This window comes from Aeromonas caviae (assembly GCF_000819785.1).
Taxonomy (GTDB): Bacteria; Pseudomonadota; Gammaproteobacteria; order Enterobacterales; family Aeromonadaceae; genus Aeromonas; species Aeromonas caviae.
In genome coordinates this window covers 89,784-104,172 of the sequence record NZ_CDBK01000087.1, presented here as the reverse complement: position 1 = coordinate 104,172, position 14,389 = coordinate 89,784, and the positions used below count along the sequence as shown (strand labels likewise).

Here is a 14,389-nt window from a genome sequence, read left to right as displayed (position 1 = left end):
ATGACGGGGCCACCTGGGGTGGCCCCGGCTTTAGGTTGTTGATTTTACATCCCGCATCCGGGCACCCGATTTTACCTCGGGGTCGAAAATCCCTATAATGCGGCCAAATTTTACCTCTTTTTCTCGAGTATCAACGTGGCAAAACAGATCCAAGCTATTCGCGGTATGAATGATTGCCTGCCGGAGCAGAGCCCGGTATGGCAGAAAGTAGAACAGATCCTGCGCCAGGTCGTGGCCAGTTATGGCTACAGCGAAGTGCGCATGCCCATCGTCGAGCAGACCCATCTGTTCAAGCGTGCCATCGGTGAAGTGACCGACGTGGTCGAAAAAGAGATGTACACCTTTGAAGACCGCAACGGCGACAGCCTGAGCCTGCGTCCGGAAGGGACCGCCAGTTGTGTGCGTGCCGGCATCGAGCACGGTCTGCTTTACAACCAGGAACGCCGGATGTGGTACATGGGCCCCATGTTCCGTCACGAGCGTCCCCAGAAAGGTCGCTATCGCCAGTTCCACCAGTTCGGGGTCGAGCTGTTCGGCATCAACGGGCCGGACATCGATGCCGAGCTCATCATGCTGACTCACCGCCTGTGGCGTCTGTTCGGCATCAGCGATCACGTCACCTTGCAGCTCAACACCCTCGGCCAGAGCAGCGAACGTGCCGCCTACCGCGATGCCCTGGTCGCCTATCTGGAACAGTACAAGAGCGAGCTGGACGAAGAGAGCCAGCGCCGCATGTACAGCAACCCCCTGCGGGTGCTCGACTCCAAAGACGAAAAAGTGCAGGCCATCCTGGTGGGGGCGCCCCGTCTGTTCGATCACCTGGGCGAAGAGAGCCTGGCTCACTTCGAAGGGCTCAAGCGCCTGCTCACGGCGGCCGGCATCCAGTTCGAGGTGAACGAGCGTCTGGTGCGCGGCCTCGACTACTACAACCTGACCGTGTTCGAGTGGGTGACCAACAGCCTGGGGGCCCAGGGCACCGTCTGTGCCGGTGGTCGCTACGACGGCCTGGTGGAGCAGCTCGGTGGCCAGCCGACGCCAGCTGTCGGGTTTGCCATGGGGATGGAGCGTCTGGTGCTGATGCTTGAAACCCTCGAACTCAATGCTGACATCCGCCCGGCGGTGGATGTTTATCTCTGCATGGTGGGTGAGGGGACCGAGCAGGCTGGCTTTGCCCTGGCAGAGCGCCTGCGCGATGCCCTGCCGGACTTGCGCCTCATGAGCCACTGCGGCGGCGGCAATTTCAAGAAACAACTCAAGCGTGCCGACAAGAGCGGCGCGGCCATTGCCCTGATCCTTGGGGAGACCGAGGTGCAAAGCGGGGAGATCACCATCAAATATCTGCGTGGCCAGGCCGAGCAACAGACCGTCTCGGTCGATGCCGCCATTGCCCTGCTGGCAGCGAAAGGAGAGTAAGCTGTGGAAGTGTATACCACTGAAGAACAACAGGTTGAGGTCATCAAGAGCTGGTGGAAAGAGAACGGCACCTCGGTGATCGCAGGAACTGTTATCGGTCTGGTCGGCCTCTTTGGCTGGCGCTACTACAACGAGATGCAGCAGAACAACCAGGAAGCCGCCTCCCAGGCTTACAACGAGATGACCGCCCAGCTCGCCAAGGGGGATGACGCCGCCCTGGAGCAGGCAAAGAGCTTCATTACCGCTCACAAGGGTGACGCCTATGCCGAGCTGGCCGCCTTGCAACTGGCCGCGGCCGCCGTCAAGGCGGGCAAGCTGGATTTGGCTGCCGAGCAGCTGACCCAGGTGGCCGCCAGTGGCGACGACAGCATCAAGCCCATCGCCGCCCTGCGTCTGGCACGGGTCCTGAGCGATCAGGGCAAGGCTGACGAGGCCCTGGCCCAGCTTGGCAAGATCAACAACGACGCCTTCAAGGCCCAGGTGGCGGAAGTGCGCGGCGACATCCTGCAAAAGCAGGGCAAGGCCGAAGAAGCGCGTGATGCCTATCAGGCAGCGGCGGATGCCGGCGGCCTGCAGAGCAGCGCCGAACTCAAGCTGAAGATGGATGATCTGGCGCTGCCAGCCGTCACTGCGGGCGAGGCTCCGGATGCGTAATCTGTACAAGCGAATGGCGCTGGGGGTGGCTGTCTCCTTCGCCTTGCAGGGGTGCTCCCTGTTCAGTTCGGAAGAGGATCTCAACCCCATGGCGCCCCTGCCCAAGGTCGAGTCCGCGTTCACTGCCGATACCGCCTGGTCCTCCTCGGTCGGGGATGGCATCGGCAACTTCTACTCCCAGCTCAAGCCGGTGGTGGAAGAGGACCGCATCTATGCAGCGGCCCGTGATGGCGATGTGACCGCCTTCGAGCGCGAGAGCGGCAAGGAGCTGTGGAGCGTGGATCTGGCAGATCTGCCCATCAACGCCGACAAGCGCAGCGCCCGTCTCTCCGGCGGCCTGGTTTCCCGCTACGGCAAGCTGTTCCTCGGGTCCGAAAACGGGGTGGTCTACGCCCTGAACGAGGCCAACGGCGAAGTGCTGTGGCAGACCACGGTGCCGGGGGAAGTGGTGGCGAGCCCCGCCGTCGAGGATGGCCGCGTGGTGGTGCTGACCACCTCCGGTCGCCTGGTGGCGCTCGATACCGACGAGGGCAAGCTGCAGTGGACCCTGTCCGAAGAGCAGCCGCCCCTGACCCTGCGCAGTGCCGGCGCCCCCATCATCACCAACGGTGCCGTCATCTATGGCCGCGCCGATGGCAAGGTGGGCATCGCCCTGCTGAGCAACGGTCAGCCGGTGCGTCAATCCAAGGTGGCTGACCCGCGCGGCGCCACCGAACTGGATCGGATGGTGGACGTCGATGCCAGCCCGCTGATTGCCGGTGATGAGCTCTACGCCATCGCCTACAACGGCCAGTTGATGGCGCGCAAGCTGATGAGCGGCGACGAAGTGTGGAAGCGCAAGTATTCCGGTTATCGCGACATGGCGGTGACCGGCAATGCCATCGTGCTGACCGACAGCCGCAGCCATCTGTTTGCGGTCGATCGTCGCAACGGTCTCGAGCTGTGGTCCAACACCCAGCTGGAAAACCGCACTGTGACCGCCCCCGTCATCCTGGGTGACTATGTGGTGGTCGGCGATGTGGAAGGTTACCTGTATTGGCTGGACCGTACCGACGGGACCATCAAGGCCATGCAGCAGCTCGACAGCAGTGGTCTCTATGCCGCTCCGCTGGTGGAGGGTGACACCCTGTATGTGCAGAGCCGTGACGGCAAGTTGTACGCCCTCAAGCGTCCTTGATCGTCCGATAATGTGAATATCCGGCTCCTGGTCTTCGGACCCGGAGCCTTTGTCGTCTTGAGAATGAGGCTTTTATGACTCCTGTAGTTGCCCTGGTGGGCCGCCCCAACGTGGGGAAATCCACCCTGTTTAACCGCCTGACCCGTACCCGGGATGCCCTGGTTGCCGACTTCCCCGGCCTGACCCGGGACCGCAAATATGGCCAGGCGAAGCTGGGCGAGCTGGAATTTATCGTGGTCGATACCGGCGGTATCGATGGCACCGAGGAGGGGATCGAGCTGAAGATGGCCGAGCAGTCCCTGCTGGCCATCGAAGAGGCCGATGTGGTGCTCTTCATGGTGGATGCCCGTGCCGGTCTCACCGCGGCGGATCAGGCCATCGCCGAGCACCTGCGCAAGACCCACAAGAAGGTGTTTCTGGTGGCCAACAAGACCGACGGCATCGACGGTGACTCCGCGGTGTCCGAGTTCTACGGTCTGGCCCTGGGCGAGGTCTACCAGATGGCGGCCGCCCACGGCCGTGGCGTACTGAGCCTGCTGGAGCTGGCCTTGGCCCCCCACCTCGAGACCCTGGTCGGCTCTGCCACCGAGGCACAAGAGGAAGAGGAGCTGGAGGAGTTCGACGAAGAGGCCCTGCTGCGCATGGTGGCTGCCGGTGAGCTCGACACCCGGGAAGACACCAAGGAGACGCCGTTCGCCGACCTGCCCATCAAGTTCGCCATCGTCGGTCGTCCCAACGTTGGCAAATCCACCCTGACCAACCGCATGCTGGGTGAAGATCGGGTCATCGTCTACGACATGCCGGGTACCACCCGCGACTCCGTCTACATCCCCATGGAGCGCGACGATCAGAAATACGTGGTCATCGACACCGCCGGCGTGCGTCGCCGTGGCAAGGTGCACGAGACGGTGGAGAAGTTCTCCGTCATCAAGACGCTCAAGGCGATTGAAGATGCCAACGTCTGCCTGCTGGTCATTGACGCCCGGGAGACCATCACGGATCAGGACTTGAGCATCCTCGGCTTCGTGCTCAACAGCGGCCGCTCCGTGGTACTGGTGGTCAACAAGTGGGACGGCCTGGATCAGAAGGTGAAAGAGGACGTCAAGAACGAGCTGGACAGACGTCTGGGCTTCATCGACTTCGCCCGGGTGCATTTCATCTCCGCCCTGCACGGCAGTGGCGTCGGTCACCTGTTCGAATCCATCAACGAGGCTTACGAGTCCGCGACTCGCCGCACCAGCACCGCCATGCTGACCCGCATCATGCAGATGGCCCAGGAAGATCACCAGCCGCCCATGGTGAATGGTCGCCGGGTCAAGCTGAAGTATGCCCACGCCGGTGGTTACAACCCGCCGCGCATCGTGATCCACGGCAACCAGTTGAACGACCTGCCTGACTCCTACAAGCGCTACCTCATCAACTACTTCCGCAAGTCGTTGAAAATCATGGGGACGCCGATCCGGGTGGAGTTCCAGGAGTCGGTCAACCCGTTCGAGGGCAAGAAGAACACCCTGACCCTGAGCCAGGAACGCCAGCGCAAGCGCCTGCTCAAGGCCAAAGCGAAGAAATAAAGCCCTGCGGCTGCCCTTACCGGCAGCCGTTTTTCTTGGTGGCCCTCCTCAGGGCAGACAAATCGGGGGAGGGGCTGCAAGTGACGCCGGTGCACAGTGACGTAAAGAGGAGTCGAGAAGAGAATGAACACGCTGACCTGCCCTGCCTGTCAGGGCGAACTGGACAGCCGCAGCCGCGAGACGACGTGTGGCCAGTGTCAGGCCCGTTATCGCATCCGGGCCCTGTGTCCTGCCTGCGGGCAGGAGCTGGAGCGGCTTCGGGCTTGCGGCGCGGTGGATTATTTTTGCAACCACTGCAACACCCTGGTCTCCAAGCGCACCGTTCTGTTCGAGGCGCAGCCTGACCAGGCATAAAAAAACCCGGCTGATGCCGGGTTTATACTGTGTGCTCCGCTATCAGCAGCGTGAAGGAGCGGTTTCTGTGCCAGATCTTGCGTTTCATGTCGGCCAGCTTGAGCTTGCGTCTCGGGCTCCAGGCACATTTGGTTTTTCGGGCCAATATGGCTCTTCTGCGTGCTCGCATCCTGTTCTCCTCCCTGGTCTTGCGTGGGGCCGAAAGGGCCCTTGGCAGGAACTGCAACGCAATGAATACGTTGCAATAAGCTCGCTCCAGCGCCCCTCGTATACCCAAGGATGGTAACAGAGAACAGGGCAGGAAAACACACCCCCGGCGAGGCTAGGGGGTGATGATCTGTTTGACCACTTCGGCGATGATGGCCGGACGCTGCGCTTGCACGTCCGGCTCGCTGCTGTCGTCCTCGTCCAGCTCCTCCCGACGATGGGCCTTCTGCTGTTCGTTGTCGAGCCAGAGCAGGCTCTGGTAGTACTGGCGCACGTTGTTGACATAGTTGCGCGCCTCGCCGCCACGGGCATAGCCATAGCGTACCTTGCGATGCCAGCGTGACTGCTGCAACAGGGGCAGCACCTCTTTCACGTCGCTCCAGGCGTCCGGGTTCTTGCCCAGCTCCTTGGTCAGGCGGCGGGCATCCATCATGTGGCCGTAGCCGATGTTGTAGGCGGTGAGGGCAAACCACACTTTCTCGTCCGCCGGGACCGAGTCGGGCACCTTCGCCATCATCTCCTGCAGGTAGCGGGCGCCCCCCTTGATGCTCTCTTCCGGGTGGGTGCGATCGTTTACCCCCATCGCCTTGGCGGTCGGACCGGTGAGCATCATCATGCCACGCACCCCGGTGTAGGAGCGTGCCTGGGGATCCCAGTGGGATTCCTGATAGCTGATGGCGGCCAGCAGCCGCCAGTCGATATCCTTGGCGTGGGTCTGGAACAGCGCCTGGTACTTGGGCAGCAGGCTCTTGGCCCGTTGCAGGAAGGTACGGGTGTCGACGAAATCGAAGTTCTGCACGTGGCCGAAGTACTTCTCGTCGAGCTTGGCGATGGCGCCATCCATGAAGCGCTGACCGAAGAAGTCGATGATGCTGGCGTAGAGGCTGTCGTCGGGCAGCTTGGTCATGGCCCAGGCCACGGTCTGCTTGCTGGCGAGGGTCAAACCTTCGGTGAGTTCGGGGTAGTAGCGCTGGGTACGAGCCAGTATGGTGTCCTGCACCACCGTGTAGTCCACCTTGCCGTCGGCCACCTGCTTGAGCAGTTCCTCCACGTCCGCATCCCGATTGGTGCTCCATTTCAGGTTGGGGTACTGCTTGGCCAGCTCCTTCATCAGGTCCTCGCCGGTGGAGCCCGCCGGCACCACTATGTTGCCCTTGATGTCACCGAGGTTCTTGGGCCTGGAGGAGCCGTTGCGATAGACCAGCTTGGGGGAGACCTGGTAGAAGCCAGGGCCGAAGCGGAACAGCTTGCGCCGCTCCGGGGTCACGACGATGGCGGCGGCGGCGAGATCCAGCTTGCCCTTTTGCAGTTGCTCGACCAACTCGGCGGTGCTGTAGGCCGGTACTATGGTCAGCTTGACCCCCAGCCAGTCGGCGTAAAGCTGCGCCAGCTCGTAGTCGAACCCCAGTGCGGTGTCGTCACGCTGGTAATAAGAAGTGGGGCCGTAGAGGGTGCCAACCCGGATCTCGCCTCGCTGGCGGATCTGCTCCAGTTGGCTGGAGGGGTGGTAGAAGTCGCAACCGGCCAGGGCCAGCGTCAACATCATCCCGATGAACAGTCGAAAAATGCAGCGCAAGTAGGTGAGTACCCTTGTTGAAAAAATCGGCATTTGTCAAAAAAGAGGCACCTTTATACCAGAGAGTATGAAGGGAGTCACACCGCGCGAGATGAGAAAAACGTTTGTTCAGGATGGGCCTGATCCCTATAATACGCGCGTCTCAAATCCCCCCACACTCTAAAACTTGGTGAGAAAGGTATATGGAAATCTTGCGTGGTGCCCCAGCACTGTCTGAGTTTCGTGTCCACAAGCTGCTGCAGAGCTGCGCACAGAGAGGAGTAGAGATAGCAAGCATCTATGCGGAATACGTGCATTTTGCCGAGCTGACGAGCCCGCTGTCGCCCCCCGAGCGAGCGACCTTGGGCCAGCTTCTGCGCTACGGCCCGACCATCCCGGAACACACCCCCAGCGGTCAGCTGTTCCTCGTTACCCCCCGCCCCGGCACTATCTCCCCCTGGTCTTCCAAAGCAACCGACATCGCCCACAACTGCGGCCTGAAACAGGTCAAGCGGCTTGAGCGCGGCATTGCCTATTACGTGCAGGCCAAGGGTGAGCTGAGCGTGGCCCAGCGCAGCGAGATCGCGGCCCTGCTGCACGATCGCATGATGGAAGTGGTCTTTGCCGAGATGAACGAGGCCGCCGCCCTGTTTGCTCACCACGAGCCGCGCCCCTTTACCCAGGTAGATGTGCTGGGTGGTGGTCGCGCCGCCCTGGCAGAGGCCAACGTGACCCTGGGTCTGGCCCTGGCCGATGACGAAATAGATTACCTGGTGACCAACTTCACCCGGCTGGGTCGCAATCCCAACGACATCGAGCTCTACATGTTTGCCCAGGCGAACTCCGAGCACTGCCGCCACAAGATCTTCAACGCCGACTGGACCATAGACGGCGAACAGCAGCCCAAGTCGCTGTTCAAGATGATCAAGAACACCTTCGAGCAGACGCCGGATCATGTCCTGTCTGCCTACAAAGACAACGCCGCGGTGATGGAAGGCAGCCAGGGTGGCCGCTTCTTCCCGAGCCCCGCCAACGGTGAGTACCAGTATCACCAGGAGCGCGTCGACATCCTGATGAAGGTGGAGACCCACAACCACCCGACCGCCATCTCTCCCTTCCCGGGTGCCGCCACCGGCTCCGGCGGCGAAATCCGCGACGAGGGTGCGACAGGCCGTGGCGCCAAACCCAAGGCGGGCCTGGTGGGCTTCTCCGTCTCCAACCTGCGCATCCCCGGTTTCGAGCAGCCCTGGGAGCAGGACTTCGGCAAGCCGAGCCGCATCGTCAGCGCCTTTGACATCATGCAGGAAGGGCCCCTTGGCGGCGCCGCCTTCAACAACGAATTCGGTCGCCCTGCCATCCTGGGTTACTTCCGTACCTTCGAAGAGCAGGTGCCGAGCCACAACGGCGTCGAGGTGCGCGGCTACCACAAGCCCATCATGCTGGCGGGCGGTATCGGCAACATCCGCAGCGAGCACGTCCAGAAAGGGGAGATCCCGGTGGGGGCGGCCCTCATCGTGCTGGGTGGTCCGGCCATGAACATCGGCCTGGGTGGCGGAGCCGCCTCCTCCATGGCGTCCGGTCAGTCTGCCGAAGATCTCGACTTCGCCTCCGTGCAGCGCGACAACCCCGAGATGGAGCGTCGTTGCCAGGAAGTGATCGACCGCTGCTGGCAACTGGGGGACGACAACCCCATCGTCTTCATTCACGACGTGGGCGCCGGTGGTCTCTCCAACGCCATGCCGGAGCTGGTGAGCGACGGGGAGCGCGGTGGTCGCTTCGACTTGCGTGCTATTCCGAACGACGAGCCGGGCATGAGCCCGCTGGAAGTCTGGTGCAACGAATCCCAGGAGCGCTATGTGCTGGCCGTGGCTCAGGACAAGCTGCCTCTGTTCAAGGCCCTGTGCGAGCGCGAACGCGCCCCCTATGCCGTCATCGGCACCGCCACCGAAGAGAAGCATCTCACTCTCTCTGATGATCACTTTGACAACCAGCCCATCGATCTGCCGCTGGACGTGCTGCTTGGCAAGGCGCCCAAGATGCACCGCGACGTGCAGAGCCTGCCCGCCCAGGGCAAGGCGCTGCAACTGGACGGCATCACCCTCAGCGACGCCGCCGAGCGCGTGCTGCGCCTGCCGACCGTGGCGGAGAAGTCCTTCCTCATCACCATCGGCGATCGCACCGTAACAGGCCTCGTCAACCGCGACCAGATGGTCGGCCCCTGGCAGATCCCGGTGGCTGACTGCGCCGTCACCGCCGCGACCTACGACAGCTACCACGGTGAAGCCATGTCCATGGGCGAGCGCACCCCGGTGGCGCTGCTCTCTCATGCCGCCTCCGCTCGCATGGCGGTGGCCGAGGCCCTGACCAACTTGGCGCCTGCTCACATCGGTTCTCTCAAGCGGGTCAAGCTCTCTGCCAACTGGATGTCCGCCGCCGGTCACCCGGGTGAAGATGCCGGTCTCTACGAAGCCGTGAAAGCGGTGGGCGAGGAGCTCTGCCCGGCCCTTGGCATCACCATCCCGGTGGGCAAGGACTCCATGTCCATGAAGACCCGCTGGCAGCAGGACGGCGAGGAGCGCAGCGTCACCTCGCCGCTCTCCCTGCTCATCTCGGCGTTTGCCCGGGTCGAGGACGTGCGCAATACCGTGACGCCGCAACTGCGTACCGATCTCGGTGAGACTGACCTTATCCTCATCGACCTTGGCAACGGCAAGCAGCGCCTCGGCGCCTCGGCCCTGGCCCAGGTTTACCGCCAGCTTGGGCAAAGTGCACCGGATCTGGACAACCCGGTCCAGCTCAAGGGCTTCTTCAACGCCATCCAGGCGCTGGTGGCGGATCGCAAGCTGATTGCCTACCACGACCGCTCCGACGGCGGCCTCTTCGTCACCCTGACCGAGATGGCGTTTGCCGGTCACTGCGGCCTCGACATCCAGCTCGATCGCGTGGGTGGCGACCTGCTGCCGGCCCTGTTCAACGAGGAGCTGGGTGCCGTCATCCAGGTTCGTCGCGAAGACAAGGAAGCGGTGCTGACCCTGCTGGCCGGTCACGGTCTGGCAGCCTGCTCCCATGTGCTGGGCACGGTGCGCGAAGACGACCTCATCCTGTTCCAGCGTGCCGGCAGCGAAGTGTATCGCGCCAGCCGCACCGCCCTTCGCACCCTCTGGGGCGAGACCAGCTGGCAGATGCAGCGCCTGCGCGACAACCCGGAGTGCGCCGATCAGGAGCATGCCGCCCGCCAGGACGCCACCGATCCGGGTCTGCAGGCCAGGCTCACCTACAACCCGTCCGACGACGTGGCCGCGCCCTATATCGCTCGCGGGGTTTCTCCCCGTCTGGCGGTGCTGCGCGAGCAGGGGGTCAACTCCCACGTGGAGATGGCGGCCGCCTTTGACCGCGCCGGCTTCACCGCTGTCGACGTGCACATGAGCGACATCCTCGAGGGGCGCATCAAGCTGGAAGATTTCCAGACCCTGGTGGCCTGTGGCGGCTTCTCCTACGGCGACGTGCTGGGGGCGGGCGAAGGCTGGGCCAAGTCCATCCTGTTCAACGACAACGCCCGTGAGCAGTTCCAGCGCTTCTTCGAGCGCGGCGATACCCTCTCCCTGGGGGTGTGCAACGGCTGCCAGATGATGTCCAACCTGCGTGACCTCATCCCGGGGGCCGATCTCTGGCCGCGCTTCGTGCGCAACCGCTCCGAGCGCTTCGAGGCGCGCTTCAGCCTGGTGGAAGTGCAGGACTCCCCGTCCGCCTTCTTCGCCGGGATGGCGGGTTCCGTGATGCCGATTGCCGTCTCCCACGGGGAAGGGCGCGTGGAAGTGCGCGATGCCGCTCACCTGGCTGCGCTGGAACAGAGCGGTCTGGTGGGGCTGCGTTTCGTGGACAACCGCGGCAACGTCACCGTGCAATACCCGGCCAACCCCAACGGCTCCCCTGACGGTATCACCGCGGTGACCAGTGCGGACGGCCGCGCCACCATCATGATGCCGCACCCGGAGCGGGTGTTCCGCACCGTGGCCAATTCCTGGCACCCGGACAACTGGGGAGAGGATGGCGCCTGGATGCGCATGTTCCGCAATGCTCGGGTTCGCCTGGGCTAAGCGCCAGCAAGAAACCAAAAACCGGCCCCAGTGGCCGGTTTTTTTATGGGCATGGGTCTGAGAATGGGGAGGGCAGGAGGAGACGAGCACGATGGGGGCGAGGCCGTCTTCAGCTCGCTGCTCCGCCAGCTGCTTGCTGGAGGATATGGGATGGATTGAGGGGAGGGATCTGGTATCGCCTGCCAGATAGGCAAGCCGGACCGGGCCTTGGCGGACATAAAAAAAACCGGCCATGGAGGCCGGTTTTGCTGTGTGAGCTGAACCTGAGGCTAGCGCAGCACCACGTGTTGGAAGCCCTGCACCAGGCTGATGACGGGCTGGGGGTAGATGCCGAGCAATACCACCAGAATGGCGGAGAGCAGCACCACCAGGCCCCCGGAGGAGAAGGCCCAGTCGGCCCTGGCATCGCGCAGTTGCATGCCGGGTTCACGCAGGTAGAGGGTGACCATGACCCGCAGGTAGTAGTAGAGCCCCAGGGCACTGCCGAGCACGATGGCGCCACTGAGCCACCACAGCTTGGCATCGACGGTGACGCCGATGAGGTAGAACTTGCCGATGAACCCCAGCGTCATGGGGATACCCGCGAGGGAGAGCATCATCACCGTCATCACCGCCGTCAGATAGGGGCGCTTCCAGAACAGACCGCGATAACTGTGCAGGGAGTCCGCATCCTTGCCGCGATAGGGGCTGGACATCATGCTGATGACGCCGAAGGCCCCCAGGCTGGTGAACAGGTACATCAGCAGGTAGACACCCGCCGCTTCCACCGGCATCTCGCCGAGGCGGCTTGCCACCACCACTGCCAGCAGATAGCCGAAGTGGGAGATGGAGGAGTAACCCATCATCCGCTTGATGTTGGTCTGGATCAGCGCCAGGAGGTTGCCGACCACGATGGAGATGACTGCCATGGCCGCCAGCAGCCAGTGGATCATGGGATCCGAGGTGGCGGGTACCGCCAGGTAGAAGCGCAGCAGCACGCAGAACACGGCTATCTTGCTCACGGTGGCGAGGAAGGTGGCCACCGGTGCCGGCGCCCCTTCATAGACGTCCGGGGTCCAGAGGTGGAAGGGGGCGAGGGACAGCTTGAACGCAAAGCCGACCAGCATCAGGCCAAAGCCCCCCATCAGCAGCGGATGGTGAGCCGGGCTCTGGGCCAGGGTCACACCGAGATCGCTGAAGCTCAGGCTTCCGGCCTGGGCGTAGAGCAGTGCCATGCCGAACAGCAGGAAGGCGGTGGCACTGGCGGAGAGCACCATGTACTTGATGCTGGCTTCCAGCGAGTGCCGCTCGCGATAGGCATACCCCACCAGACCGAACATGGGCAGGGTCAGCATCTCGATCCCGATGAAGAGCGAGGCGAGGTGACGGGAGGCCGCCAGCACCAGACCACCGGCGGTGGCGATGAGCAGCAGCAGGTAGAACTCTTCCCGGTTGTCCGGATAGCCCTTGAGCCAGGTGCGACCGAAGGTGCAGGTGGCCAGGGCCCCGATGAGCACCAGCCCCATGTAGAAGACCGCGTAAGCGTCCACTTGCAGCAGGGGAGTGACCCCCTGATCCCCCTGGGCCATCACGATGGGCAGGGAGAAGAGCGCGAGGTTGAGGCCGATGATGGTGACCACGAAGGCGGTGTCGTCACAGCGCTTCCAGGCGATGGCCAGCATCAGGGCCACCATGGCCCCCGTGGTCAGCAACAGGGGCAGCAGGGCCAGCAGTTGAGAAACAGTAAACGTCATGACAGTGCTCCCGACATGGACAAGGAAGGCGAAAGAGAAAGCATCATTGCAGCGCCCCCGTGCCCGGCAGCGCGTACCAGTGCAGCACGCTCAGGAGGCTGCTGCTGGCGGTGTCGAGCACCGGCTGGGGATAGAGACCGAGCAGCACCAGGAGGCCGGCGATGGTCAGCATCATGGTCAGTTCCCGGGTATCCAGCCCCTTGAGCATGCTCTCCTCCCGGGGCGTCCCGAAGCAGGCCCGCTGCAGCATGATGAGGGAGTAGACCGAGGCCAGCACCAGCCCGAAGGTGGCGATGACGGTGATGACGGGGGCCACCTGGAAGCTGCCGATGAGGATCAGGAACTCGCCGACGAAGTTGCCGGTCCCCGGCATCCCGAGGGATGCGACGGAGAAGAACAGCATCACGCCGGGCAGGTAGCGCAACCGTCCCCAGAGACCGCCCATCTGGCGCAGATCCCGGGTGTGCAGGCGCTCGTAGAGCTGGCCGCACAGGATGAAGAGGCCGGCGGCCGAGATCCCGTGGGCAATCATCTGTACCACTGCCCCTTGCAGGGCGAGCTCGCTGCCGGAGTAAATGGCGATCATCACGAAGCCCATGTGGGAGATGCTGGTGTAGGCAACCAGCCGCTTGATATCAGTCTGGGCAAAGGCCAGCAGGGCGCCATAGACGATGCCGATGAGGCCGAGCACCATGGCGTAGGGGGCAAACTCGGCGGACGCCTCGGGGAAGAGCGGCAGAGTGAAGCGCAGCAGGCCGTAGGCCGCGGTTTTCAGCAAGATGCCCGCCAAGTCCACGGAGCCTGCGGTGGGCGCCTGGCTGTGGGCATCAGGGAGCCAGCCATGGAGCGGCACCAGGGGCATCTTGACCGCGAAGGCGATGAAGAAGCCCAGCATCAGCAGCCACTGTACCGTGCTGCTCATGGGGGTGTTGAGCAGTTCCTGATAGTTGAAGGTGAAGACACCGGTGGCGGCGTGGTGGGTCAGTACCAGGCCCAGGATGGCCACCAGCATGATGAGGCCGCTCGCCTGGGTATAGATGAAGAACTTGGTGGCGGCGTTGATGCGCGACTTGCCATCGGTGACCGAGTGGCCCCAGAGCGCGATCAGGAAGTACATCGGCACCAGCATCATCTCCCAGAAGAAGAAGAAGAGGAACAGATCCACCGCCATGAAGACGCCGAGCACGCCCCCCAGGATCCACAGCAGGTTGAGGTGGAAGAAGCCGATGCGCTGGACGATCTCCTTCCAGGAACAGAGGATGGCCAGCACGCCGATGAAGCTGGTGAGGATCACCATCAGGAGCGACAGCCCGTCCACGGCGAGGTGCAGGGAGATGCCGAAGCGGGGGATCCAGGGTTGTTGCCACTCGGCTGCCCAGACGGGGAGGCCGGGGCTGGCGAGGGTGAAGTCACCACCGAGCCAGATGGCGCTGGAGAGCACCAGACAGGCGCTCATGGAGGCGAGGGCCACCCAGCGAACGAATTGTCCGCCGAGCCGCTCCATCTGCCAGCAGAGCAAGCCGCCGATGAAGGGAATTAGCAAGATCCAGAGTAAGGTCACGATATCAGCTCTCATCTAGGTTCTAGTCGGGCAGGCGCTGAGCCTGCCACACAATATTGGGCTCATG

9 protein-coding genes are annotated in these 14,389 nt (G+C 63.1%); 6 read left to right on the top strand and 3 right to left on the bottom strand.

Features of this window, described 5'->3' with window-relative positions; genetic code table 11:
• The first annotated feature begins 135 nt into the window (after positions 1 to 135).
• From hisS to BN1120_RS14645, 5 genes are all read left to right on the top strand, one after another.
• Positions 136 to 1,413 (top strand): histidine--tRNA ligase, encoded by a 1,278-nt coding sequence (gene hisS, locus BN1120_RS14665; RefSeq protein ID WP_042016650.1) that lies wholly within the window; start codon positions 136 to 138, stop codon positions 1,411 to 1,413.
• Between the two features lie 3 nt (positions 1,414 to 1,416).
• Positions 1,417 to 2,067 (top strand): YfgM family protein, encoded by a 651-nt coding sequence (locus BN1120_RS14660; protein ID WP_039038720.1) that lies wholly within the window; start codon positions 1,417 to 1,419, stop codon positions 2,065 to 2,067.
• Positions 2,060 to 3,244: an outer membrane protein assembly factor BamB gene (gene bamB / locus BN1120_RS14655; protein WP_039038719.1), complete on the top strand. Its 1,185-nt coding sequence runs from the start codon at positions 2,060 to 2,062 to the stop codon at positions 3,242 to 3,244. The genes BN1120_RS14660 and bamB overlap by 8 nt, the downstream gene beginning before the upstream one ends.
• 74 nt (positions 3,245 to 3,318) lie before the next feature.
• Complete coding sequence (der, locus tag BN1120_RS14650; protein WP_010675045.1) at positions 3,319 to 4,815, top strand: ribosome biogenesis GTPase Der; 1,497 nt, start codon at positions 3,319 to 3,321, stop codon at positions 4,813 to 4,815.
• A 123-nt stretch (positions 4,816 to 4,938) separates the two neighbouring features.
• On the top strand, positions 4,939 to 5,169 hold the full coding sequence (locus BN1120_RS14645; protein ID WP_042016649.1) for a zinc ribbon domain-containing protein: 231 nt from the start codon (positions 4,939 to 4,941) through the stop codon (positions 5,167 to 5,169).
• Positions 5,170 to 5,491: 322 nt separating this feature from the next.
• Here BN1120_RS14645 and mltF read toward each other — a convergent pair whose 3' ends face one another.
• On the bottom strand, positions 5,492 to 6,985 hold the full coding sequence (mltF, locus tag BN1120_RS14640) for a membrane-bound lytic murein transglycosylase MltF (protein ID WP_042016648.1): 1,494 nt from the start codon (positions 6,983 to 6,985) through the stop codon (positions 5,492 to 5,494).
• Between the two features lie 149 nt (positions 6,986 to 7,134).
• Here mltF and purL point away from each other — a divergent pair, with 149 nt between their 5' ends.
• A complete protein-coding gene (purL, locus tag BN1120_RS14635; protein ID WP_042016646.1) occupies positions 7,135 to 11,028 on the top strand; it encodes a phosphoribosylformylglycinamidine synthase in 3,894 nt (1,297 codons plus the stop codon).
• Positions 11,029 to 11,297: 269 nt separating this feature from the next.
• Here the strand turns inward: purL and nuoN are convergent, their stop codons facing one another.
• Both nuoN and nuoM read right to left on the bottom strand, forming a co-directional pair.
• Positions 11,298 to 12,761 (bottom strand): NADH-quinone oxidoreductase subunit NuoN, encoded by a 1,464-nt coding sequence (gene nuoN / locus BN1120_RS14630; protein WP_039038715.1) that lies wholly within the window; start codon positions 12,759 to 12,761, stop codon positions 11,298 to 11,300.
• A gap of 43 nt (positions 12,762 to 12,804) precedes the next feature.
• Complete coding sequence (gene nuoM, locus BN1120_RS14625; protein WP_042016671.1) at positions 12,805 to 14,322, bottom strand: NADH-quinone oxidoreductase subunit M; 1,518 nt, start codon at positions 14,320 to 14,322, stop codon at positions 12,805 to 12,807.
• Positions 14,323 to 14,389 lie beyond the last annotated feature (67 nt).